Origin of the sequence: Actinobacillus genomosp. 2 (genome assembly GCF_029773605.1) — a bacterium.
Classification (GTDB): domain Bacteria; phylum Pseudomonadota; class Gammaproteobacteria; order Enterobacterales; family Pasteurellaceae; genus Actinobacillus.
In genome coordinates this window covers 932,256-955,396 of sequence record NZ_CP103807.1, presented here as the reverse complement: position 1 = coordinate 955,396, position 23,141 = coordinate 932,256, and the positions used below count along the sequence as shown (strand labels likewise).

The window sequence follows — 23,141 nt, the reverse complement described above, 5'->3', positions numbered from 1 at the left end:
AATGACAGAGCGAATTACAGCCCGACAAGGGTATGAGCATAAATTTTTAACGGAATTTTTGTATCCGAAATATTGGGGCGTATGGTTGGGCGTTCTTGCACTGGTTATTCTAGCTTATGTGCCAGTTCGTCTGCGTGATAAATTGGGAGTATGGATTGGGCGAATCGTTGCCAATCATTTAAAACGTAAAGGTAAAAAACAGTATCATCGCGCCGATGTGAATTTGCGTTATTGTTTTCCTGAATGGTCGGAACAAAAACGTGAGGAAGTGATTGAGAAAATGTTTATTACCGTTTCTCAAACAATGCTGGCAATCGGCGAAACCGCATTACGTTCAACTGCATATTTACAAAAACGTTGTGAGTTTAGTGGCTTTGAATATGTGAGAGAAGCTCGAGAAAAGGGTAAAAACGTCATCTTGCTCGTGCCGCATACTTGGTCGATTGATGCTGCAGGCGTTGCGATGTACACCCACGGTTTCCCGATGACCTCAATGTATAATCCGCATCGAAACGCACTTGTCGATTGGCTTTGGAATATTACCCGTGAGCGATTCGGCGGCAAAATGCACACGCGTCAAAACGGTATTAAGAAATTCTTAAATGATGTACGCAAAGGCGATGTCGGTTATTTCCTTCCGGATGAAGATTATGGGGAAGATCTTAGCGTTTATGCCGATTTCTTTGCGACGGAAAAAGCAACGTTACCAGGGCTGAATAAAATGGCGAAAGTGGCTAATGCGGTCGTGATTCCAATGTTTCCAATTTACAATGCGGAACAGGGGATATATCAAATGGAAATCTTACCAGCATTGGAATTTTCCGGCGATCCGGTGCAATCCGCCCGAGAAATGAATAAAGTGATTGAGTATTTCGTGACGAAAAATCCGGAACAATACGTGTGGATTTTACGTTTACTTAAAACCCGCCGAAACGGTGAGGATATTTATAAGCGTTAACTGATCTATTTATCTCGTTTTAAGCCCAAACAAGCGGTCAAATTTCGCAAATTTTTTGCAAGATTTGACCGCTTGTCATTTATAAGTCAGAGGCTATTTGGTGACGGTGGTTTCAATTAGTTTTTCCGCTTTGGCTAAGTTGTTTTCAATTGCTTGATATGGCGTATTTGAATGGACTACAACTTGTTCCGCACGATTTAGCATCACTTCAACCTCTCCTGCTTTCGGCTCCGTTACTAACACTTTTAAAGGCAACTGTAATGCTAAGCTAGGATCTTTCACCATCAAAGGTGTTCCGGCTTTTGGTGTACCGTAAATAATTACGGTTGCCGGTTGCATTTCAAGGCCGGCAGCTTTTGCCGCTGCTTGGTGATCAACTTTAGCGAAGATCGTCATTCCTTTACTTTTCAAGGTGTTTTCTAATGTATCAACTGTTTGTTGAAAACTAAACTTGCTTTTGAATACTGCCGGTTTTAGGTCTGTTTGTGCATTTGCATAACCGGTTATAGCGAATAAAGATGCTAGTAATAGAGCTTTAATTTCATTGGATTGTCCTCAGTTAAAATAAGCTAATATTAGACTGTAATCTATTATTGCCATTACACCAAAATTTCACGCTAGGCATTTAGCCAGTTTCGTAACATTTGCTCGCCATACTCAGTAATAAATGATTCGGGGTGGAACTGCACGCCGTAAATCGGTAAATGCTGATGCTTAAAAGCCATTAACACATTTTGATCACAAACTGCCGTGGCAACAAGCGGTGTATTTTCCAACGATTTTTGCGAAATTGCCCATGAATGATACAGACCAATCTTAAAATGCTCGGGTAAACCGTCAAAAATCGGATTATCGCAAAGCTGAATTAAAGGGCGTTGTTGTCCATGTCTGACTTCATGCAAATTGTATAGCTCACCACCAAAAAATTCACACAGCGTCTGATGACCTAAGCACACGCCTAAAATCGATTTGGTTTGCTGAAAACGTTCCAACATTGCAAAAGTTTGCGGATAAGCTCGTGGTACATCCGGACCGGGTGAAATCAAAATGTGGCTAAAGTTTTCCACTTCATCCAGCACTAATTGTTCTACTAACACCACTTTCATCGGTACACCGATTTTGCGTAGCAGATCCACCAGATTGAAAGTAAACGAATCGTGGTTATCGATAATTAATAAATTAGTGGCTTTCTTCATTATTTGCTGCATTACTATCTTCAATCTTTTCTGCAATTAGGGTGAGTTTATTGGTTTCAAAATCATTGGTGAGCATCTCAACCGCCGGCATCATTTGGCTCGCTTTGGCGGAAAGTTGCTGGAAGCGTTCCACCTTACCGACCAAGCCTTGGCGTCCAACCAATGAGGTTACCGTCTGATTATATTGGTTATTGACCGTATTCAGTGTATTGCCCAATTTCGCCAAACGGTCGGCAACGGCACACACTTGATTATAAATTTCACCCGCTTTTTCGCTGATTTCACGTGCTTCGGCATTGCCTCGCTCAATTCGCCATAAATTTGCAACGGTACGCAAAATCGGCATTAAGGTGGTATATGAAACCAAAATGACATTACGTTCATAACCGTAATTAAACAGTTGCGGATCGTGTTTCATCGCTTCAATATAAGCCGGCTCAATCGGTACAAACATCAACACGAAATCCGGACTTCTTACTCCTTGCAAACTGCTGTAATTCTTTTTCGATAAGCCGTCAATGTGCGAGCGGAGCGATTTGCAATGCTGATCTAAAGCTTGGGCAATTGCAAAATTTTCTTCGGATCTGACCGCTTGATCGTAAGCCAGCAGCGATACTTTACTATCAATAATTAAGTGTTTTTGATCGGGTAAATGTACCACAAAGTCAGGTGCAAAGCGTTTGCCTTCCTGATCTCGGAAACTTTCTTGAGCTACATAATGCTCACCGGCTAATAATCCCGCCGCCTGTAGTGCCGATTCAAGCTGTACTTCGCCCCAATTACCGGCGATTTTATTGTTACCTTTTAACGCATTAGTTAGGTTTTGTGCTTCTTCCGACATTGACACACCGATTTGTAGCACCCTTTTCAGTTCAGCTTCTAAACTTGCTGTGCCTTTCAGCGACTCACTATGCACTTCATTGACCCGTTTTTGGAAGCCTTCAATTTGTTCTTTAAACGGTTTTAACAGGGCATCTAATGAAGATTGATTGCTGGCGGTAAAACTTTTGGTTTTTTCTTCCAAAATTTGCTGTGCTAAATGTTGAAACTCAGCATTAAGTTGTTGTTTTACCTCGATAAAATTGCGTTGTTGCGATTCAAAATTCGCTTGTTTTTCTGAAAGTGAGGTTCGCAATTCAGTTAATTCATTTTGCGTTTGGCTAAGTTGGGTAACAAGTGATTGGTTTTCATGCTCTTTATGCGAAAGTGAATTTTGATTAAATTGTAATTGTTCTTCTAAACTTTCCGATTTAGCTTGGAATGCACCGATACGCTCTTTTAGCTCATTGATATAGCGTTCTAATTGTTGTTCTTGCTGTTCCGCTTCTTCAATTTTGCTGTGTAAGCGGTTGATTTGTGCTTCTTTTTCGTTAATTCGTTCAATCCCCGCTTGGGCTTGTGTTTTATATTGAATTGCCCATTGTTCGATTTGATTTTTTTCAGCAGAAAGTTGCTCAAGTTTTTGATTCATTTGGCAGAGATCGGTTTGTGCTTTGGCTAAATCTTGTGAAAGTTCAAACGCATCACGTTGGTAGCGTGATTGCAGAAAAAATAGAAACACAGCGATAACCAATAACACGGCAATCGCTACATAAAACCATATTTCATCAATAATCATAAAGGTAAACCTGAATCTAATAGAAAAATATACAGTATTATAGCAATCCGGCGAAAAATGAAAAGTGAAAGAACGTTGCTAAATTGGCAGAAATTCCCCTAGAATAACGGCAATATTCGTCACATTTTGAGTTTATGCAACATTTTATCCAAATCGCCAATCAACTCGGGCAACAGAAAAGTCCGTTTTTCTTTTTAATTGATTTTGAACAGCAAAAACCGATTATTTGCCCGCTGGAAAAGGCGGCGGAAAGCGGTTTATTTTTTGATTTTTTTTGCAAATCGAATGTTCAGCCGCAAAACGTTAGTAAACCTTTTGAATTTCAAATCAATCCTATCTCATTTGAAACTTATCAGCGAGGTTTTGAGCTTGTTCAAAAGGAAATCCAAGCCGGTAACAGCTATTTATTGAATTTGACTTATCCGACTGAAATTCAAACCAATTACAGTTTAGAAGAGCTGTTTTTCGCCAGTTCGGCAAAATATAAATTGTGGCTAAAAGGGCAGTTTGTCTGTTTTTCGCCGGAAACTTTTGTGCGGATTCAGCAAAATAAAATCTACTCTTACCCGATGAAAGGCACGATTAATGCGAATGAAGCGAATGCGGCGGAAAAGCTGATGCAATCGGATAAAGAATTTACCGAACACAACACAATTGTGGATTTGATTCGTAATGATTTGGCGTTAGTTTCACAAAATATTCAGGTGACGAAATATCGTTATTTAGAAAAAGTGAATACCTACCGTGGTGCGATTTACCAAACCAGTTCAGAAATTTGCGGCGAGTTAAACGAAAATTGGCAAGCGAGTGTGGGTTCACTATTATCTAAGCTCCTGCCGGCAGGCTCAATTAGCGGTGCGCCGAAAGAAAAAACCTTAGAGATTATTCAACAAGCAGAAATTGGTCAAAGAGGCTATTACACCGGTATTTTCGGTTATTTTGACGGCGAGAATTTAGAGAGTGCGGTGGCGATTCGTTTTATCGAACAGAATAATGAGCGACTGCTTTTCCGTAGCGGTGGTGGCATTACTGCAAAAAGCGTACTGAACGATGAATATAATGAACTATTGGAGAAAGTGTATGTGCCGATTTCCATTGTTTGAAACGATTGCAATTATTGATGGCGAACCACAAAATTTAGCTTATCATCAGCAACGCTTTGAAAGTGCGATGGAGCAATATTTTAATGTGACATCACAACGACAATTAGCTGAGATAATTTGTGTGCCAAATGAATTTCAGCAGGGAAGAGTTCGTTGCCGTATTGATTACAATGCTAATGAATTTCAGCAGAAATTTTTCCATTATACGCCACGTAAGATCGGATCTTTTCAATGTGTTTATGTTGAGGACTTGGACTACCGTTTTAAATATAGTGATCGCAAGCGGTTGGATTCGCTTAAAACATCGCAAGCGGATGAAGTGATTATTATCAATAATGGCAAAGTGAGTGATTGCACAATTGGAAATTTACTGTTTTTAAAACAAGGACAGTGGTTTAGCTCACAAGATTATTTGCTTAAAGGGACGCAATTAACCGTATTAGTTGAGCGTCAGCAAGTATTTTTAACCAAAATTTCAGTAGAGGATCTGTCGCAATATGAACGTGTAATGATGGTAAATGCACTAAATCCGTTTGATCCAGAACGATCTTTGCCAGTATCGGCGATTAAATTTTAGGATATGGATCGAAAAACAGTAAAAAAACACTTGAAACTGTATAAGTAAACACTATAATAATACACAGTTAATTGACGACAAGCGGTCGTTTTATCGAAAAAGTTTGCAAAGGACAAAATTATGGCAGCGGACAACAAAAAGAGTCAAAAAAATACAACAGCAGTAAAACAAACAGATCCAGAACAAAAAGAAAAGGCATTAGCTGCCGCGCTTGCTCAAATTGAAAAACAATTTGGTAAAGGTTCCATTATGCGTTTAGGCGATACGCAAGCACTTGATATTGAAGCGGTTTCAACCGGTTCAATCGGTTTGGATGCCGCATTAGGTATCGGTGGTTTACCGATGGGACGTATTGTAGAAATCTATGGCCCGGAATCATCAGGTAAAACAACGTTAACGCTTTCTGTCATTGCTCAGGCACAAAAAAACGGTAAAACTTGTGCATTTATCGATGCGGAACACGCATTAGATCCTGTTTATGCACGTAAATTAGGTGTGGATACCGATGCGTTATTAATTTCACAACCTGATAACGGTGAACAGGCTTTAGAAATCTGTGACGCGTTAGTGCGTTCTGGTGCGGTTGATTTAATTATTGTGGACTCGGTTGCTGCATTAACACCGAAAGCGGAAATTGAAGGCGATATGGGTGATTCTCATATGGGCTTACAAGCGCGTTTAATGTCACAAGCATTACGTAAATTAACAGCAAATATTAAAGCGACTAACTGTTTAGTGGTGTTCATCAACCAAATTCGTATGAAAATTGGTGTGATGTTCGGTAATCCAGAAACGACAACTGGTGGTAACGCACTTAAATTCTATGCTTCGGTACGTTTAGATATTCGCCGTTCAGGTGTGGTAAAAGACGGTGATGAGGTTATCGGTAGCGAAACGAAAGTGAAAATCGTGAAGAATAAAGTTGCTCCGCCATTCCGTGAAGTACAATTTGATATTATGTACGGCGAAGGTATCGCTCGTATGAACGAGTTACTTATCCTTGCGGAGAAAAATGGTTTTATTCAGAAAGCCGGTGCATGGTTCTCTTATGAAGGAACAAAAATCGGTCAAGGTAAAAATAATGCGATTAAATGGTTAAAAGAAAATCCTGAGATTGCAGAAAAAATTGAACAAGAGATTCGACAATTATTAATTGCTAATCCGGAAAAACATTTAGCTTCATCATCTGATGATGAGTCGTCAGAATCAGATGATGTGGAGAGTTTTTCTGATGATTCATTTAATGACGAAGAGTTATAAGTAAGATAAAAATGCGGTTTCTACATCTCAAATGTGGAAACCGCATTTTGTATTTAATAGATAAGATAATGACAAAATATACTGCAACAAATTATCTGCTATATTTACTTTCTAAACGTGATTATAGTGAGCAAGAATTAAGACGTAAATTATTACAAAAAGAGTATACTGAAACGGAAGTTGATGAGGCAATAGAAAAGGCACAATCTAATCATTGGCAAAGTGATGAGCGATTTTGTGCTAGTTTTATCCGTTATCGTTCTCAGCAAGGAATTGGTCCTCGCCGTTTGAAGCAAGAATTAAAACTGAAAGGTATTAAAGATTGGTTGATTAGCCAAGAGTTGGATAATGCGGAAACGGATTGGTTTGCATTAGCGGAACAAGTTTTTGAGAAAAAACGACCGCTTGTATGGGATATTAAAGCCAAACAGAAAATGTGGCGTTTTATGCTTAGCAGAGGCTTTTATAATGATCACTTTAGCCATCTAATGGACATAGATTACAATGATGCAGAATATGAATAAGATTACTTTTTTTAGCCGTTTCGAGGCAGATATTTTAGCCGGTAAGAAAACTATTACCATTCGAGATAAATCCGAGTCTGATTTTCAGCCTCAGCAACAACTAGCGGTTTTTACCAATGAAACTGATCGTTTCTTTGCTAATATTCGAGTGATTTCCGTTACACCAATCCATTTTGAGCAATTAAATGAACAGCATGCTAAACAAGAAAATATGTTGTTAGCAGAGCTGAAGCAAGTCATCAGAGAGATTTATCCGAATGACAATGACTTTTTTGTGATTGAGTTTGAATTAATTGAATGAGTATTTTTAAATCTACGAAACAAGTAGAACTTTGTCCTGATTGTGGATCTGCATTACAAATTAAACGAGGGAAACAAGGTTTATTTTTAGGTTGTAGTAGTTATCCGCAATGTGATTATATAAAACCGTTACATCAAACTAACCGTGTAATCAAAGATTTAACAGAAATCTGCCCTGAGTGCGGACATTTGCTGCAATTAAAACAGGGTAATTTTGGCATTTTTATTGGCTGTAGTCATTACCCAGAGTGTCATTTTACTGTACATGATGAGGCGGAAGAACAAGAAGAATTTGATTGCCCAGAGTGCAAAACGCATAAATTAGTCGCTCGGAAAGGACGTTCAGGAAAAACGTTTTATGGCTGTAGCGGGTTTCCTAGTTGTAAGTTTACTTTGGCATCCAAACCTATAGTAAAAACGTGTCCTCAATGCCAGTGTTCAATCGTAACGCTCAAGAAACAGCGTGGAAAATCAATGTATCTTTGTGCAAATAAGTCATGCCAATATCTATTTAGTGAAGAAAATGAATAATTTAGAAAATATTGTTGAGCAATTAAAACAGAATAGAGTGGTTGCTTATCCTACGGAAGCGGTATTTGGTTTAGGCTGTAATCCTAATAGTGAATCCGCTGTGCGAGCTTTGTTAAAATTAAAAAAACGCCCAGAAGAAAAAGGGCTTATTCTTATCGCTCCTACTAAAGAGCTATTACTTCCGTATATTGATGAGTACAAATTAACGGCAGAGCATTGGCAAATTTTTGAAACACCTTCCGAACGTGCGATTACTTGGGTAATGCCGGCTAAAAAAGATGTGCCTCAATATTTAACCGGACAGTTTGATACGATTGCGGTACGTTTATGCCGTGTGCCAGCAGTTATAGAACTGTGTCAGGCAACCGGTTTTGCTTTAACATCGACCAGTTGCAATTTGACTGGACAAGAACCATGCCGAACGGCAGACGAAGTAAAATCACAATTCGGAATGGATTTTCCGGTATTAGACGGTAATACAGGAGGAAAAATCAATCCTTCTGAAATTCGGGATATTTTTACCCAACATATTTTTAGACAAGGATAATATGAATCAATATGCGGTTTGGGGAAACCCAATTTCTCAAAGTAAGTCGCCACGTATTCATCAACTTTTTGCGGCACAAACGGGTAAAGATATCAGTTATGTAGCAAAACTAGGTAGCGAACAGCATTTTGAAAATGAGTTACTGAACTTTTTTGCTAATGGTGCAAAAGGGGCGAATATTACTGCTCCGTTTAAGGAGCGTGCATTTGTACTCGCAGATGAATATAGTGAAAGTTGTTTGTTGGCCGAAGCCTGTAATACATTAAAACGTTTGGAAGATGGACGTTTATATGCGGATAATACGGATGGTTTCGGCCTCTGTTCAGATTTGGATCGTTTAGGTTGGCTAATGCCTGAGCAACGCGTACTTATTTTAGGGGCTGGTGGTGCAACCAAAGGTGTGCTTTTCCCTTTATTAGCAGCTAAACAGCAGATTACGCTTTATAATCGAACTTTAGAGAAAGCGGTCGATTTAGCGGAAAAATTTGCAAAATATGGACAAATTCAAACCGCTTCACTTGATCAGATTGCTGAACAAAAATTTGATTTGATCATTAATGCAACATCGTTAGGCTTACAGGGTAAATATGTGCCTGTTGCATCACACCTTTTAAAAAATGCAGCCGTTTATGATATGCAGTATGCTATAAATATGCAGACACCATTCTTAAATTACGCTCGTGAGTGTGGTGCTGTACGTTATCAAGATGGCTTAGGAATGTTGGTTGGTCAAGCCGGTTTTTCCTTTAAACTTTGGGAAAATGAATTTCCTGATGTTGAAAAAGTGCTTAAACAGTTAAAAATTGAAATGGAAAATGCAAAATAAGAATCTGTAACTTATTATAAAATAAACAGAAATTAGCTGTTTTTATGGCAAAATGTGCAATGTATAGCCAAACAAGCAGATTTATCAACTTTTTTGAAAAAAGTGTTTGACGAGGTTGAATAAAATCAGCATAATACACCCCGTAAACCGATGTGGTGAACGCAAAAATAAATGGCTACATAGCTCAGCTGGTTAGAGCACAACACTCATAATGTTGGGGTCGCAAGTTCGAATCTCGCTGTAGCCACCATTTGCGGGAATGGCGAAATTGGTAGACGCACCAGATTTAGGTTCTGGCGCCGCGAGGTGTGTGGGTTCAAGTCCCTCTTCCCGCACCATTATCGATTTATAAAAAAATTAGTGTTGGGGTATCGCCAAGCGGTAAGGCACCGGGTTTTGATCTCGGCATCCCTAGGTTCGAATCCTAGTACCCCAGCCATCTAATTATCATATCAAATAAGCTAACATTATGTTAGTTTTTTTCTTTTGGGGTATCGCCAAGCGGTAAGGCACCGGGTTTTGATCTCGGCATCCCTAGGTTCGAATCCTAGTACCCCAGCCATCTAATTATCATATCAAATAAGCTAACATTATGTTAGTTTTTTTCTTTTGGGGTATCGCCAAGCGGTAAGGCACCGGGTTTTGATCTCGGCATCCCTAGGTTCGAATCCTAGTACCCCAGCCATCCTATTAATTATTTCCAATTTATTTTGCCTTATTAAAAATATTTTCTATTTTTGATTTATTCCTAATTATTCTTATTCTCTTCTTTAGATTTAACGAAAAACCCATTAGAATTGGTTCTTATTCTATAAGGAGAAAATGAATGTTAAATCCAAAGAATTTAGAGTCCTTAGCTCAGCAACTCCATAATGCATTACCTCAACCACTAAAAAGCGTCGGTAATGATCTCGAAGAAAAATTCAGACAAATTTTACAAGCCCAATTAGCTAAACTTGATATTGTGACTCGAGAAGAATTTGATGTGCAATCGCAAGTTTTATTACGTACACGTGAAAAGCTCAACGAATTAGAAAAACGATTGAATGAGCTTGAAAATCGTCAATCCGAAAAATAATTTATTTTTAATTTTATCAAGCAAAAGGATAATTCAAATGCAAAATATTAATCCAACGCAAACGGCAGCTTGGTCTGCTTTAGAGCAACATAAAGCGGATAACTTAAATATTCCTCAATTATTTGCGGAAGATACAAACCGTTTTGATAAATATCACTTAAATTTTGAAGAACAAATTCTAGTTGATTTTTCTAAAAATGCGATTAATCAAAAAACATTAGAGCTATTACGTCAGTTAGCAAGTGAATGTGGTTTAGCTTCTGCGACTGAAGCAATGTTCTCAGGTCAAAAAATCAATCGTACAGAGAATCGTGCGGTATTACATACCGCATTACGTAATCGTTCAAATACGCCTGTAATGGTTGACGGCAAAGATGTGATGCCGGAAGTAAATGCGGTATTAGCTAAAATGAAAGATTTCTGTGAGCGTATTATTTCTGGCAGTTGGAAAGGCTATACCGGTAAAGCGATTACTGATGTGATTAATATTGGTATCGGCGGTTCGGATTTAGGTCCTTATATGGTAACTGAAGCGTTACGCCCATATAAAAATCATTTGAATATGCACTTTGTGTCAAATGTAGACGGTACGCATATTGCAGAAGTGCTGAAAAAAGTGAATCCTGAAACAACATTAGTCTTAGTTGCCTCAAAAACGTTTACCACTCAAGAAACAATGACCAATGCGTTAACTGCACGTGAGTGGTTATTAGCAGCAGCGAAAGATGAATCGGCAGTAGCAAAACATTTTGCGGCATTATCAACGAATGCAAAAGAAGTTGCAAAATTCGGAATTGATACGGCAAATATGTTCGAATTTTGGGACTGGGTAGGCGGCCGTTATTCTTTATGGTCTGCAATCGGTCTTTCTATTGCTCTATCAGTAGGTTTCGAAAATTTTGAAGCATTGCTTTCAGGCGCTCATGCAATGGATAAACATTTCCGTACTGCACCTATTGAGCAAAATATTCCGGCAACATTAGCGTTAATCGGTATTTGGAACAGTAATTTCCTTGGTGCGGAAACAGAAGCATTATTACCTTACGATCAATATTTACATCGCTTTGCGGCATATTTCCAACAGGGGAATATGGAATCAAACGGTAAATTTGTCGGTCGTGACGGCAAGCCGGTAACGCATCAAACCGGGCCGATTGTATGGGGTGAACCAGGTACTAATGGTCAGCATGCTTTTTACCAATTAATTCACCAAGGTACGAAACTGATTCCTTGTGATTTTATCGCTCCGGCACAAACACATAATCCGGTAGGAGATCACCACGCCAAATTGTTATCGAATTTCTTTGCACAAACAGAGGCACTTGCGTTCGGTAAATCAAAAGAAGCTGTTGAAGCAGAATTTGTGGCGGCAGGTAAGGATTTAGCAGATGTTGCGGAAATTGTTCCGTTTAAAGTATTTACCGGCAATAAACCGACTAACTCAATTTTAGTGCAAAAAATTACACCATTCACTTTAGGTGCATTAATTGCGATGTATGAACATAAAATCTTCGTACAAGGGGTAATTTTCAATATCTACAGCTTCGATCAATGGGGTGTAGAGTTAGGTAAACAACTCGCAAATCGTATCTTGCCAGAGTTACAAAATGCGGAACAAATTACTAGCCATGATAGCTCTACCAATGGTTTAATTAATCAATTTAAAGCATGGCGTTAATGATTTTATCGTGAACAAATAAGCGGTTGAATTTTGTAAGAAAATTACAAATTTTAACCGCTTTTTTGTGAATAACAGATTAATTTATTAGAATACATAAAAAAATCCCTTCCAAATTTTTGAAAGGGATGATTAATTTAGGTTAGATAATTAACTACTTAATTCAGAATTTTTATTCTACAGATTTTTTCTTTAAGATTGTGTATAACTCATCTTTAATATGTAGTTTTTCTTTTTTCAATACCTCTATTTCATCATTGGTTGCAAGCTCAATATTTGATTCCATATTTTTAATACGTTGGTCTAACTCATTATGTTTATCAAATAAACGAGAAAAGTGAGTATCACTATTTTTTAATTGAGTAATTAATTCACGAAATTCAGGGAACATATACAACTCCTATTATGTCTTAGTTAATCATTTAGGTTTAATTTGATACTACTCCTTTTTATTTATTTCGTGCTGATTTTGTTTGGATTTTTTGAAGTGGATCACAAAATATTTACATTGGCGTTAATAGATGAATTTACTCTCATACCAGCTCAGGTATAATACAGCCTCATTTTGTTTGTAGGGACAATAATAAATGCGTTGCAAAGCTCTCTTATCTTTTTTCTTAGCTCTATTAAGTGGGGCTGCTGTCGCTAAGTGGGAAAAAATCAATGATATTGATTACACTTGGGGGCCGTTCAAAATTTATAATATTTCCCTCTTTACAGAAACGGGCGAATATAAAGCGGGTACACGTCCGATCATGTTAACTTTGAAATATAGTAAACCGGTTGATGGGCGTGACTTTGCGATTTCTGTGGCAAAATCTTGGACAAATTTAGGGATTACATTATCGGACCAAGATGTAGTGATTGATCGCCTGCGTAAAATTTTACCAGATATAAAATCTGATGATAGATTAAGTTATATTGCATTAGCAGACAAAGGCTATTTTGTATTAAATAATCAAGTGATTGAACAGGAGTTTGATCAGGCGTTTAATAATGCGATGCTTGCAATTTGGTTGGATCCTAAAGTGGAATTTAGCCAGAAATTAATTACCAAAAAAATTGCAGGAGCAGAGCAGGAGGTTCATCACTCATTAGATTACCCACAAAGTTTAGAAGAAGTATCTATTGAGCCTAATAAAGAAAGTATTTTAACCGTTGAACTGAGCGATGATATTGCAACTACAGAACAAGCGGTAGATTCTGAACAACAATCAACTAAATTAGAATCAACCAAGCCAATAAAATCTATTGGTGTGCCAAGTTTACTTTCGCCAATTACGAAGTCTGTAGAGCCGAATAAAGTGGAAGTCAAAGAAAAGGTGGAATCTAAACCTTTAGATGCTGAGAAAACTATAGAAACTAAAGCCACAGAGGTAGCTAAAGAAGCGGTAAATACTGAACATAAATCGGTAGATACAAAAGCGGTTTCACAAGAAAAGCAACCTGAAGTTCAACAGGTAACTGACGTTAAAGCCGCTGTAGAAGTGAAGTCAGAATCTCCGGTGACTGAAAACAAAAGTACAGAAGTAAAAGCCACTGATACAGATACAGGAACAAAGTTAGAGTCAGAAAAAAACGCAGAAGCTGTTAAAGCAAAAGATGAAATTAAAGAAAAAGAGGCGACGACTTCTCCGGATAAACAATCTAAAGAGGAAGTAGAAAATCCAGAAAAAGAGATTATTCCGGAAATGGATCCGACACCGGATTATAAACTTCCTCTTTCATAAGCAGAGTATTAAGCAGCCGATTGGCTGCTTAATTTTTTTTAATCGCTTTAATAAACAAAAGCGGCGGACGATGTTGTAGATCGTTAAACTCGTTATGCCATTGCGGTTGTTCCGCCAGCATCGGCTCTTCCACTTGCACGATTTCAAAACCGGCTTGAATTAGCTGATTGCAAATTGTTGCCATGGTGCGATGATAGGTTTTGAATGCTTGTTGGAACCAACTTCTGTCTCGCTCCCCCTCCTCTCGATAATAATTTAAACGATAAGCAACTTGTTGTTTTTGCTCATTTTTCTCCCAACGATAGCCGTCTTTATAGCAAGTGACGATCGGATGTTCTTGGGAAAAAATCAGCGTACCGCAAGCGGTCATTTTTGCGGAAATTTTTGCAAGTAAATCGGCAAAGTCCTCAATATAATGGAACGCAAACGAGCTGGTGACCACATCAAAATGATCTTCCGGAATTTTATCTAATTGTTCCATTGGCAGGCAGTGCAGTGAGAAAGCGGTCGATTTTTGCCAATTTTTTGCTAAATCACTTTCCGCCTGTTTCAGCATCAGTTCCGATAAATCCAGTCCGACAACTTTACTCGCACCCGCTTTCAAATAATGCGCCAAATGCACGCCGGTACCACATCCCAAATCTAACACTTTTTTCTTGGTAAGATCCGGTAAAAGTGAAAACATAGTAGGCTTTTCCACCACTTCATTCATACTGATTGGGTTTTCACGTAATTGTTGATAACGTTCAAAGAAAATCGGGGTATCGTAAATACTTTTTTTCATTTTATCCTTTTAACCATTCTTGATATGCAGGTAATGCTAACATTTGTTGCAGGTATATCCGCACATTTTCATCAAAATAGTGGGCTAATCCGTAAGTATTAATTCTTGCCGCTACCGGCAATAAAAACGCATCTGCCGCAGTGAAGAATGAACCTGTTAAATATTTGCCACCAAATTGTTGTAAGCCTTGTGTAAAAATCGTGTTTAAGCGTTTGAGCTCATCTTCTAATTGTTGAGGAATTTCCGTAAGCGTAATTTTTTCAAGCGGTCGAAAATCACAAATATTTCGCAAATTCTCAAAACCGGAATGTATCTCGGCACAAACAGAACGAGCCCATGCTCGAGCTTTTTTATCCTTTGGCCAAACTTGCGGATAACTTTCGGCAACGTACTCAATAATCGCCAAACTATCCCAAATTTGTACCTCATTATCATATAAAACAGGAATTTTTGCTGTTGCTGAAAAGGTTGAAAATTGTTGTCTTTGCTCATTTATATCTGCGAGGTAGCGGACAATTTTTGGCTCGAAAGGAATATCCAGCATTTTCAGTAGCATCCAAGGACGAAGCGACCAAGACGATTTAGGCGGATTGATATAAAGCTGATACATAAATTTTCCTATAAAAAAGCCCACAAATGTGGGCGATATGTTACTGGTATTGGGCGAGTTTTTGCAAGGTCTGGTAGGCTTTATCTGTGCTGAGCAAATCTTTAACACGTTGTACGTTGGCTTTTAAATCTCGTTCGCCGAAAGTACGCATAAGCATAGCAGTATTTACTGCAACCGCATCAATATGTGCCGCTTCGCCTTTGCCTTTTAATAAAGCGGTAATTTTTTCGGCATTTTCTGCAGGTTCCCCACCTTTTAACGCCTCAATTGAATGGCGTTGGATACCGAAATCATCCGGTGTTAGTGTGAAATAATGGATCTCTCCTTGTTCAATTTCAGCGACTAACGTTTCGCCGTGTACCGCCACTTCATCTAAACCGGAACCGTACACCACAATCGAATGTTGATGATTTAAGATGCGTACCGTTTCTGCATAAATTTTTAACACATCCGGTGAATAAACGCCGAGTAATTGGCGTTTAGCGTGTGCCGGATTCACCAACGGCCCCAGAATATTAAATAGTGTGCGAGTTTTCAGCGCTTGGCGTACCGGTACAGCGTGTTTAAAACCAGCGTGATAAAGCGGTGCAAATAAGAAACAGAGATTATTTTCATCTAACGCTTGGCGTGCGGTTTGGGGGGAAATCGCCACATTAATTCCTAATGCGGATAGCACATCGCTTGCGCCGGTTTTACTGGAAACACTAAGGCTACCGTGTTTTGCGACTTTATAGCCTAAAGTCGCTGCTACAATCGCACTAGCAGTAGAAATGTTGATTGTATTTTGTCCGTCACCACCGGTGCCGACAATATCCGCAAAGGCGTAATCCGGTGTCGGAAATTCGGTTGCGTTTGAGAATGCAGCTTCAACCGCTCCGGCAATTTCCTCAATTGTCTCGCCCCGTACTTTTAATGCAATAAGCGCAGCGGAAAGTTGTTCGTTAGAAATATTACCTTGAATTACTTGTTCAAAAAAGTATTGCGATTCTGCTTTCGTGAGTGCTTGATTTTCAAATAATTGGCTAAGAATGTTGTCGAGTTGCATAGTATTATCCTGTTTTTGTTATGTTGATAAGCGGTTATTTTTCTAAATTTTTTTGCTTAATGTTGTGTGGAAAGCAGCCATTCGACCGATTGTTTTAATAATTTAGTGCCTTCTACGGTTAGGATTGATTCAGGGTGAAATTGAAAACCGCAAATCGGTAATTGTTTGTGGCGAATCGCCATCACGATATTATCGAAGTGAGCATTGATTTCTAACTCCTCCGGTAGGTTATCACCCATTAATGAATGGTAACGGGCAACCGGCATCGGGTTATTAATACCGTGGAACATTGCTTGGTTATCGTGTTCAATTTTAGACACTTTGCCGTGTAAAATGGTACCGGTATGCACGATACGTCCGCCTAACGCTTCGATAATTGCTTGATGCCCCAAACAAATGCCAATCATCGGTACAACGCCTTTGAGCTGTTTAATGATCGTGAGCAGGTTACCTGCCTCTGCCGGTGTGCCAGGGCCGGGCGAAAGCGCTACAATACAATTTTCGGTGGTTTGTGCTTTTTTCAAAAAATCTTCCAACGGGTAATCATTACGGAAAATCGTCACTTGATGACCTAATTCACGAAATTGATCGACAAGGTTGTAGGTAAACGAGTCAAAATTATCAACAAAAAGAATATATGCCATAGCTTATCCGTCCTTATTTGGTATTAACTTGTGCGATTGCTTTTAATACGGCTTTCGCTTTGTGACGTGTTTCATCCGCTTCCGATTGCGGATCCGAATCCAATACTTCACCGCAACCGGCTTGTACGTAAGCGATACCGTTTTGTACGAATGCGGAACGAATCACAATGCAGGTATCTAAATCGCCGTGCGAAGTTAAGTAACCGACCGCACCGCCGTAGCTGTGACGTTTTTGTTGCTCTACTTGATAGATTAATTGCATCGCTTTAATTTTTGGTGCACCGGTTAAAGTTCCCATATTCATACACGCCTGATAAGCGTGTAGAGCATCTAAATCGGTACGCAATGTGCCAACCACTCGAGAGACAAGGTGCATAATTTGTGAGTAGCGATCGATTTGCATCAGATCCACCACTTTACGTGTACCGGCTTGGCAGACTCGTGCGACATCATTACGAGCCAGATCGACTAACATTAAATGTTCTGCCAATTCTTTTTGATCTAAACGCAATTCCAATTCTAAGCGTGAATCCAATTCCGGATCGATATTGCCATTAGCATCAAATCCACGCGGACGAGAGCCGGCAATCGGATAGATTTCTAATTGACGATTAGCTTGTGAATATTTCAGCGCACTTTCGGGTGATGCACCGAATAAAGTAAAGTTTTCGCCTTGCATAAAGAACATATACGGGCTCGGATTATTCATTTTAAGCTGGCGATAAGCGGCTAAAATATTCGGGCAAGGTAAGCTAAAACGGCGTGAAGGCACAATTTGGAACACATCACCGATATGAATATGATGTTTGAGTTTTTGAATGATTTGTTTAAAGGCTTCATCTTCAATATTGGTTTTTACTTTACCACTTGCAGCTTGAATCGGTAAACGTAATTCGCAAGGTTGATATTTTGCAAGCATTTGGCTAAATTCGACCGCTTGTTGCTGTAAGCGGCTTTGCTGTGTTTCATCAAAACAGAAAGTGTGCAACACCGATTCCTGTTTTTGATGGTCAATAAACACTAATTGTTCGGCAAGATAGAAGCTGTAATCGTGGCAACGTAAGCCATCATCTTGTAGTTGAATACCGTCCATTGGAATAAAATGGGCGACCAAATCGTAGCTAAATAAACCGCCTAAATAGATCGGCTCCGCTTTATCAGCAAAAAGTAGGCTCACACAACGTAAGCCGTCAAACACGGTGCTGGTTTTAAGTTTGCTATCTTCATCTAAATTTTGGGCAATGGGCGGAAAGATAGCCGACAAGCGGTTAAATTCTGCTGAAAATTGGCAATTAGGAGCCGGAGATAACTGAGCAAGCGTTGCTTGAATATGGGGAAGTACGGCTTTACCGTTTTCAGTTAACGCTTCAAAAGTGACGGTTTGTGCATCGCAATAAATATGTAAGGCGGATTGGGCGAACAATAGACTTTTTAGGCTGTTTTTACTGTGGATTTCTGCTGAATCCAATAACAGCGTATACGGTTTCTTATCACATAAGTGATAAAACGCTACGGTTGTATCTTCATAATAGGGAAGTTGTGTTTGCTGAGTATGGAGATTCATTTCACGATTCCTTGTTTAAGTTATTTATGTACTATTAAACTAGTATAAAAATAATAAGTCAAGCATATTTTTTAAATGTGCAAGATTTGACTAAAACGACAGATTTGATTTAATTGCTTTTGTACAATAGCCATTATTTCTTACCTATTTTCTTATTTACGGGATACATTATGGCAACTCCACAATCCGGCATTACATTAACCCATCGTAAATCAGGCATTTTTATTGAAGCGAATGTGCTAAATATTGAAACGTTTCGTTCTAGAATCCATAGCATTCAGCATCAATTTCAAGAAATTCAGCAGCAGTTTGCAACAGAGGCATTAGGGCTTACCCTTGCTTTCGGCAAAACGCTTTGGAGTCAGTTAAAAGCTAATTCCGCTACCGAATTAAAGGATTTTGTTGCACTAGGCAAAGCGGAACGAGAGTATGCACCGGCAACCCAACGTGATTTTTTAGTGCATATTCAATCAAATCGTCCGGATATTAATTTTTCTATCGCTTTAATGGTGGTGGAACAATTAAAAGCGGTGGCGGAAATTGTAGAGGAAACCCATGGTTTTCGTTGGGTGGAAGAGCGTGATTTAACCGGTTTTATTGATGGTACGGAGAATCCGCAAACCGATGAAAAATTGCGTGAAGTTGCTTTAATTGAAGACGGTGAAGATGCCGGTGGGAGTTATGTATTGAGCCAACGTTATGTTCATCAACTGGCTAAATGGCATAAGATGAATACCGAACGTCAAGAACAGGTGATCGGCAGAACAAAAGCGGATAGCGTTGAGCTTGATGATGTGCCGGAAAATTCTCACGTAGGTCGTGTGGATTTAAAAGAAAACGGCGAAGGTCTAAAAATTCTACGCCACAGTTTACCATACGGCTTAGCGAGTGGTGAGCATGGCCTATATTTCATTGCTTTTGCAAAACATTTACACAATATCGACCAGCAGCTTAAAAGTATGTTTGGTGAATTAGACGGCAAAACTGACCGCTTGTTAGGTTTTACCAAAGCGGTTTCAGGCAGTTACTATTTTGCTCCGTCGTTAGAACAATTGGCTATGGTGTGATAATAGATACAAAAGTAGATTATTTTGCGATCTCAATCGTAAAAATAAGCATGGTTTACTGCTTAGAAGTGCTTTTTCTTTTAAGGTTATATCTTCTGATAAATGGAGATATAAATGCTTAATATATTTAAGAAGCCTTTTAATAAAGAAAGCTTAGATTCTTGGTGTAAGATCTTGGACGATATTAGTAAAATTGAGCTTTTGGCAATTCCTGTTGTACTATATAGCCCGAATGGTTTGTTTTATAAATTATTTAATAGCTTCGTGCTTTTATTTTCAATGTATATATGTTTATTTATGGCAGATTTTATACGTAAAAATAAAGAGAATTTGATGGAGGAATCAACAATGGGATTATCAATCGGACTTGTTATTGTTGCTGTGCTTTTATCTACATTTGCTTTTTTTATTGTACGTAGTGTTAAAAAATCTCATCTATAGTGTTCTTTTACGAGATGATTTCTATAACGGCACAATTACTTTAGAGAATATAAGAATGTTGGTGTATAATGCACCAACATTTTTTTCGAAGGATATTACGCTATGAGCCAATTTTTTTATATTCATCCTGATAATCCTCAGGCTCGTTTGATTAATCAAGCGGTAGAAATTATTAAAAATGGTGGCGTTATTATTTATCCGACAGATTCAGGTTATGCTTTAGGCTGTGCAATCGGTGAAAAACACGCAATGGATCGCATTGTTGCGATTCGTAAATTACCTGAAAATCACAATTTTACCTTGGTATGTAGTGATTTGTCAGAGCTTTCCACTTACGCATTAGTCACTAATCAATCTTATCGCTTAATCAAAAATAACACGCCAAATCCTTACACCTTTATTTTACCGGCAACCAAAGATGTACCGCGTAGATTAATGACCAAACGTAAGACGATTGGGATTCGTGTACCGGATAATGCGATCGCTTTGGCATTAATTGCAGCGTTAGGCGAGCCGATTTTATCTTGTTCGCTAATGTTACCTGATACGGAAATTACCGAATCGGATCCGGATGAAATTCGAGAGCATTTGGAACATCGTGTGGATTTAATTATTCATGGCGGTTATTTAGGTCAAGAGCCGACCAGCGTGATAGATTTAACCGAAGAGAGTCCTCGAATTATTCGTGAAGGATCAGGCGATATTACGCCTTTTAACTAATTGCGTTTTTCTGCTTGTGTATCAGCGGAGAAATCTATATTTCAGACGCTCGTGAGAGCGACAATTTAAGGAATTTTAATGACAACATTTCAAAAAAAACCAACTGATAAACGTTCACCGTCTTTTAAACATTCGCAAGGCGAAAAGCGTTTTGATAAACGTAGCGAAGATAAGCGTACATCATCTAAAAAATTTGATGAACAATCGGAAAGACGAGTTCGCCTAACATCTAAACCATTAGTAAAAAAATCCGTAAAACCGACCGCTTCTGTGGCTGAAACAGCAGAGAAAAAAACGAAAGTAGCTGGTGAAAAATTACAGAAAATTCTAGCACGTGCCGGTCAAGGATCTCGTCGTGAATTGGAAGAGATTATTGCGGCAGGGCGTGTAAGTGTTGACGGTAAGATTGCAAGTTTAGGCGATCGCGTACAAGTAAGTAGTGCGACTAAAATTCGTATTGACGGTAATTTAATCAGCTTAATTCCGGCACAAAAAGAAATTTGTCGTGTGTTGATGTACTACAAACCGGAAGGCGAATTATGTACTCGTTCAGATCCGGAAGGTCGTGCAACCGTATTTGATCGTTTACCTCGTTTAACCGGTGCACGTTGGATTGCAGTTGGTCGTTTAGATATTAATACGTCAGGTCTATTACTGTTTACTACAGACGGCGAATTAGCGAATCGTTTAATGCACCCAAGTCGTGAAGTAGAGCGTGAATATTCGGTGCGTGTGTTCGGTAATATTGATGAAGCAATGTTACAACGTTTACGTAAAGGTGTTCAGTTAGAAGACGGTCCGGCAAACTTTAAACAGATTAAAACCGTTGGTGGCACAGGTTTAAACCAATGGTTTGATGTCACTTTAACTGAAGGACGTAACCGTGAAGTACGTCGTTTATGGGAATCACAAGGCGTTGAAGTAAGTCGTTTAATTCGTATTCGTTACGGTAATATCAAATTAGAAAAAGGTTTACCTCGTGGCGGTTGGGAAGAAATGGGCTTGGAGCAAGTAAACTATTTGCGTGAGCTTGTTGGCTTACCGGCGGAAACCGAGACCAAAGTGGATGTAACAAAAAATCGCCGTCGTACTAATGTTCGACAAATTCGTAAGGCGGTAAAACAACACGCTAAATATCGTACAGTAGCATAAAGATAAATAAGAACGGTCGGTTTAAGAAAATCGACCGTTTTCTATTCATACTGCGAGAAGATTATTCTTCAAGCACCAGTAGCCCTGGTAATGTTGCGAAACTTTGCGATTTAACTGTATTATGGAAATCATTAAGATAAGCATAATGCTGATCCGATTCTCTAAATGCACCGTAAAGATTGCTGTATAACCCTTGCTGAGTAATTTTCTTGGCAACCACATAGCCTCGATCCAAATAAGGTTTGACAGCCCAATAAGGTAAAGTCGCTATGCCTCGTTTACTTGCCACTAACTGAATAATTGCGATGGTTAATTCGCTGGTACGGCGTGTCGGATTAATGCCGGCAGGGCGTAACACTTTACGCAATAAATCTAACATATCATCTGGAACCGGATAAGTAATCCAAGTTTCATCAATAAAATCTTCCGCTTCCCACACTTCTTTTTGTGCTAATGGGTGATCTTTAGCACAAATACCAACCATTTCATACGAAAATAGTGGACGGTAAATAATGCCTTCTGTTTCCTCAGCTTCGGCAACAACAGCCCAGTCCGAGCGATGGGTTAAGAGTAGACCGACAGTATCAGTATGGAAACCAGATACAATATCCAATTCGACTAGTGGCCAACTTTGACGGAAAGTATCCATTGCCGGCATCAGCCAGTCAAAGCAGGTATGACATTCCACCGCAATGCGTAATTCTCCCGCTTCCCCTTGTTTGACACGGGCGAGATCAAGCTCGGCTTCAACGATTTTCGGCAGAATATCATGCGCCAATTTGACTAGACGATCTCCGGCGGGTGTAAAACGTAGCGGTTGGGTCTTACGCTCAAATAAAGTGAGTTCATATTGATCTTCCAATAATTTAAGCTGATGGGAGAGAGCGGATTGTGTAAGGTGTACTCGTTTAGCGGCAAGAGAAACACTCCCGCTTTCCTTTAAAGCGACCAACGTTTTTAAGTGACGTAATTCAAGAAATATCGGTTTCATGTAAATAATTCATTATAAGAAGAAAAATGATGAAAGATATTATAGATAAATGCTTTCTATGCCAAGAGTTAAAATGAAAATAGAGGTTAATTCGCTATATTTGATATTTTTTTCACATAATAAAAAATAATGTTTAATTAAAATCAAAATATGGTGATTTTTTGACATCTTTAGCTGAAATTATGGTTAGACTGTAA

At 38.9% G+C, this 23,141-nt stretch carries 26 protein-coding genes and 5 tRNA genes; 21 read left to right on the top strand and 10 right to left on the bottom strand.

Annotated elements, in window-relative coordinates:
- The first annotated feature begins 1 nt into the window (after position 1).
- The gene (gene lpxM, locus NYR60_RS04650) at positions 2-958 is read left to right on the top strand and encodes a lauroyl-Kdo(2)-lipid IV(A) myristoyltransferase (RefSeq protein WP_279465777.1); all 957 of its coding nucleotides are present in this window, start codon (positions 2-4) and stop codon (positions 956-958) included.
- A gap of 93 nt (positions 959-1,051) precedes the next feature.
- Here the strand turns inward: lpxM and NYR60_RS04645 are convergent, their stop codons facing one another.
- From NYR60_RS04645 to rmuC, 3 genes are all read right to left on the bottom strand, one after another.
- Entirely contained in the window at positions 1,052-1,498 is a 447-nt protein-coding gene (locus NYR60_RS04645) for a DUF302 domain-containing protein (RefSeq protein ID WP_279467967.1), read from the bottom strand.
- A 77-nt stretch (positions 1,499-1,575) separates the two neighbouring features.
- The gene (locus NYR60_RS04640) at positions 1,576-2,166 is read right to left on the bottom strand and encodes an anthranilate synthase component II (RefSeq protein ID WP_279465776.1); all 591 of its coding nucleotides are present in this window, start codon (positions 2,164-2,166) and stop codon (positions 1,576-1,578) included.
- Positions 2,138-3,772, bottom strand: coding sequence for a DNA recombination protein RmuC (rmuC, locus tag NYR60_RS04635; protein WP_279465775.1), 1,635 nt, complete (start codon positions 3,770-3,772; stop codon positions 2,138-2,140). Before rmuC ends, NYR60_RS04640 begins: the two co-directional genes overlap by 29 nt.
- A 134-nt stretch (positions 3,773-3,906) precedes the next feature.
- On the opposite strand from rmuC, the gene NYR60_RS04630 reads away from it, so the two are divergent.
- The 15 genes from NYR60_RS04630 to pgi all read left to right on the top strand — a co-directional run bounded on the left by NYR60_RS04630 (position 3,907) and on the right by pgi (position 12,196).
- Positions 3,907-4,875 (top strand): aminodeoxychorismate synthase component I, encoded by a 969-nt coding sequence (locus NYR60_RS04630; RefSeq protein ID WP_279465774.1) that lies wholly within the window; start codon positions 3,907-3,909, stop codon positions 4,873-4,875.
- Entirely contained in the window at positions 4,853-5,452 is a 600-nt protein-coding gene (locus NYR60_RS04625; protein ID WP_279465773.1) for an aminotransferase class IV family protein, read from the top strand. Before NYR60_RS04630 ends, NYR60_RS04625 begins: the two co-directional genes overlap by 23 nt.
- Positions 5,453-5,572: 120 nt before the next feature.
- Positions 5,573-6,712, top strand: a complete 1,140-nt coding sequence (gene recA, locus NYR60_RS04620) for a recombinase RecA (RefSeq protein ID WP_279465769.1) — start codon at positions 5,573-5,575, stop codon at positions 6,710-6,712.
- A gap of 68 nt (positions 6,713-6,780) precedes the next feature.
- Positions 6,781-7,236, top strand: a complete 456-nt coding sequence (gene recX / locus NYR60_RS04615) for a recombination regulator RecX (RefSeq protein WP_279465767.1) — start codon at positions 6,781-6,783, stop codon at positions 7,234-7,236.
- A complete protein-coding gene (gene yqfB / locus NYR60_RS04610) occupies positions 7,229-7,537 on the top strand; it encodes a N(4)-acetylcytidine aminohydrolase (protein WP_279445929.1) in 309 nt (102 codons plus the stop codon). Before recX ends, yqfB begins: the two co-directional genes overlap by 8 nt.
- On the top strand, positions 7,534-8,067 hold the full coding sequence (locus tag NYR60_RS04605; RefSeq protein WP_279465766.1) for a DNA topoisomerase family protein: 534 nt from the start codon (positions 7,534-7,536) through the stop codon (positions 8,065-8,067). The genes yqfB and NYR60_RS04605 overlap by 4 nt, the downstream gene beginning before the upstream one ends.
- A complete protein-coding gene (locus tag NYR60_RS04600) occupies positions 8,060-8,614 on the top strand; it encodes a Sua5/YciO/YrdC/YwlC family protein (RefSeq protein WP_279465765.1) in 555 nt (184 codons plus the stop codon). The genes NYR60_RS04605 and NYR60_RS04600 overlap by 8 nt, the downstream gene beginning before the upstream one ends.
- A 1-nt stretch (position 8,615) precedes the next feature.
- Complete coding sequence (gene aroE, locus NYR60_RS04595; RefSeq protein WP_279465762.1) at positions 8,616-9,440, top strand: shikimate dehydrogenase; 825 nt, start codon at positions 8,616-8,618, stop codon at positions 9,438-9,440.
- Positions 9,441-9,613: 173 nt separating this feature from the next.
- Positions 9,614-9,690 (top strand) — tRNA-Met (locus NYR60_RS04590).
- Positions 9,691-9,693: 3 nt separating this feature from the next.
- Positions 9,694-9,778: transfer RNA gene (locus tag NYR60_RS04585), tRNA-Leu, on the top strand.
- 26 nt (positions 9,779-9,804) lie between these two features.
- Positions 9,805-9,879, top strand: a tRNA-Gln gene (locus NYR60_RS04580).
- A 48-nt stretch (positions 9,880-9,927) separates the two neighbouring features.
- A tRNA-Gln gene (locus NYR60_RS04575) sits at positions 9,928-10,002 on the top strand.
- Positions 10,003-10,050: 48 nt separating this feature from the next.
- Positions 10,051-10,125 (top strand) — tRNA-Gln (locus NYR60_RS04570).
- A 141-nt stretch (positions 10,126-10,266) separates the two neighbouring features.
- Positions 10,267-10,518, top strand: a complete 252-nt coding sequence (gene ubiK / locus NYR60_RS04565) for a ubiquinone biosynthesis accessory factor UbiK (protein WP_279465759.1) — start codon at positions 10,267-10,269, stop codon at positions 10,516-10,518.
- A gap of 37 nt (positions 10,519-10,555) precedes the next feature.
- Positions 10,556-12,196: a glucose-6-phosphate isomerase gene (gene pgi / locus NYR60_RS04560; protein WP_279465757.1), complete on the top strand. Its 1,641-nt coding sequence runs from the start codon at positions 10,556-10,558 to the stop codon at positions 12,194-12,196.
- A 172-nt stretch (positions 12,197-12,368) separates the two neighbouring features.
- Here the strand turns inward: pgi and NYR60_RS04555 are convergent, their stop codons facing one another.
- On the bottom strand, positions 12,369-12,587 hold the full coding sequence (locus tag NYR60_RS04555; RefSeq protein ID WP_279465755.1) for a YdcH family protein: 219 nt from the start codon (positions 12,585-12,587) through the stop codon (positions 12,369-12,371).
- Positions 12,588-12,783: 196 nt separating this feature from the next.
- Here NYR60_RS04555 and NYR60_RS04550 point away from each other — a divergent pair, with 196 nt between their 5' ends.
- Complete coding sequence (locus tag NYR60_RS04550; RefSeq protein ID WP_279467948.1) at positions 12,784-13,926, top strand: hypothetical protein; 1,143 nt, start codon at positions 12,784-12,786, stop codon at positions 13,924-13,926.
- Between the two features lie 28 nt (positions 13,927-13,954).
- Here NYR60_RS04550 and NYR60_RS04545 read toward each other — a convergent pair whose 3' ends face one another.
- From NYR60_RS04545 to NYR60_RS04525, 5 genes are read right to left on the bottom strand one after another with little or no spacing between them, the layout of a single operon-like run.
- Positions 13,955-14,710: a class I SAM-dependent methyltransferase gene (locus tag NYR60_RS04545; protein WP_279467947.1), complete on the bottom strand. Its 756-nt coding sequence runs from the start codon at positions 14,708-14,710 to the stop codon at positions 13,955-13,957.
- Position 14,711: 1 nt separating this feature from the next.
- Positions 14,712-15,320, bottom strand: coding sequence for a glutathione S-transferase family protein (locus NYR60_RS04540; RefSeq protein WP_279467946.1), 609 nt, complete (start codon positions 15,318-15,320; stop codon positions 14,712-14,714).
- Between the two features lie 40 nt (positions 15,321-15,360).
- Entirely contained in the window at positions 15,361-16,365 is a 1,005-nt protein-coding gene (gene trpD, locus NYR60_RS04535) for an anthranilate phosphoribosyltransferase (RefSeq protein ID WP_279467945.1), read from the bottom strand.
- Positions 16,366-16,421: 56 nt separating this feature from the next.
- Positions 16,422-17,009 carry an aminodeoxychorismate/anthranilate synthase component II gene (locus tag NYR60_RS04530; protein ID WP_279467944.1) on the bottom strand — a complete coding sequence of 196 codons (588 nt, stop codon included), beginning with the start codon at positions 17,007-17,009 and terminating at the stop codon, positions 16,422-16,424.
- Positions 17,010-17,022: 13 nt separating this feature from the next.
- Complete coding sequence (locus tag NYR60_RS04525; protein ID WP_279467943.1) at positions 17,023-18,573, bottom strand: anthranilate synthase component 1; 1,551 nt, start codon at positions 18,571-18,573, stop codon at positions 17,023-17,025.
- Positions 18,574-18,743: 170 nt separating this feature from the next.
- On the opposite strand from NYR60_RS04525, the gene NYR60_RS04520 reads away from it, so the two are divergent.
- The 4 genes from NYR60_RS04520 (at position 18,744) to rluB (ending at position 21,953) form a co-directional block, all read left to right on the top strand.
- Positions 18,744-19,640 carry a Dyp-type peroxidase gene (locus NYR60_RS04520; protein ID WP_279467942.1) on the top strand — a complete coding sequence of 299 codons (897 nt, stop codon included), beginning with the start codon at positions 18,744-18,746 and terminating at the stop codon, positions 19,638-19,640.
- Between the two features lie 114 nt (positions 19,641-19,754).
- On the top strand, positions 19,755-20,081 hold the full coding sequence (locus NYR60_RS04515) for a hypothetical protein (protein ID WP_279467941.1): 327 nt from the start codon (positions 19,755-19,757) through the stop codon (positions 20,079-20,081).
- Positions 20,082-20,183: 102 nt separating this feature from the next.
- Positions 20,184-20,801 (top strand): L-threonylcarbamoyladenylate synthase, encoded by a 618-nt coding sequence (locus NYR60_RS04510; protein ID WP_279467940.1) that lies wholly within the window; start codon positions 20,184-20,186, stop codon positions 20,799-20,801.
- 78 nt (positions 20,802-20,879) lie between these two features.
- Entirely contained in the window at positions 20,880-21,953 is a 1,074-nt protein-coding gene (gene rluB / locus NYR60_RS04505) for a 23S rRNA pseudouridine(2605) synthase RluB (RefSeq protein ID WP_279467939.1), read from the top strand.
- A gap of 61 nt (positions 21,954-22,014) precedes the next feature.
- On the opposite strand, the gene NYR60_RS04500 is transcribed toward rluB, so the two are convergent.
- Positions 22,015-22,944, bottom strand: a complete 930-nt coding sequence (locus NYR60_RS04500; RefSeq protein ID WP_279467938.1) for a LysR family transcriptional regulator — start codon at positions 22,942-22,944, stop codon at positions 22,015-22,017.
- Positions 22,945-23,141: the final 197 nt, after the last annotated feature.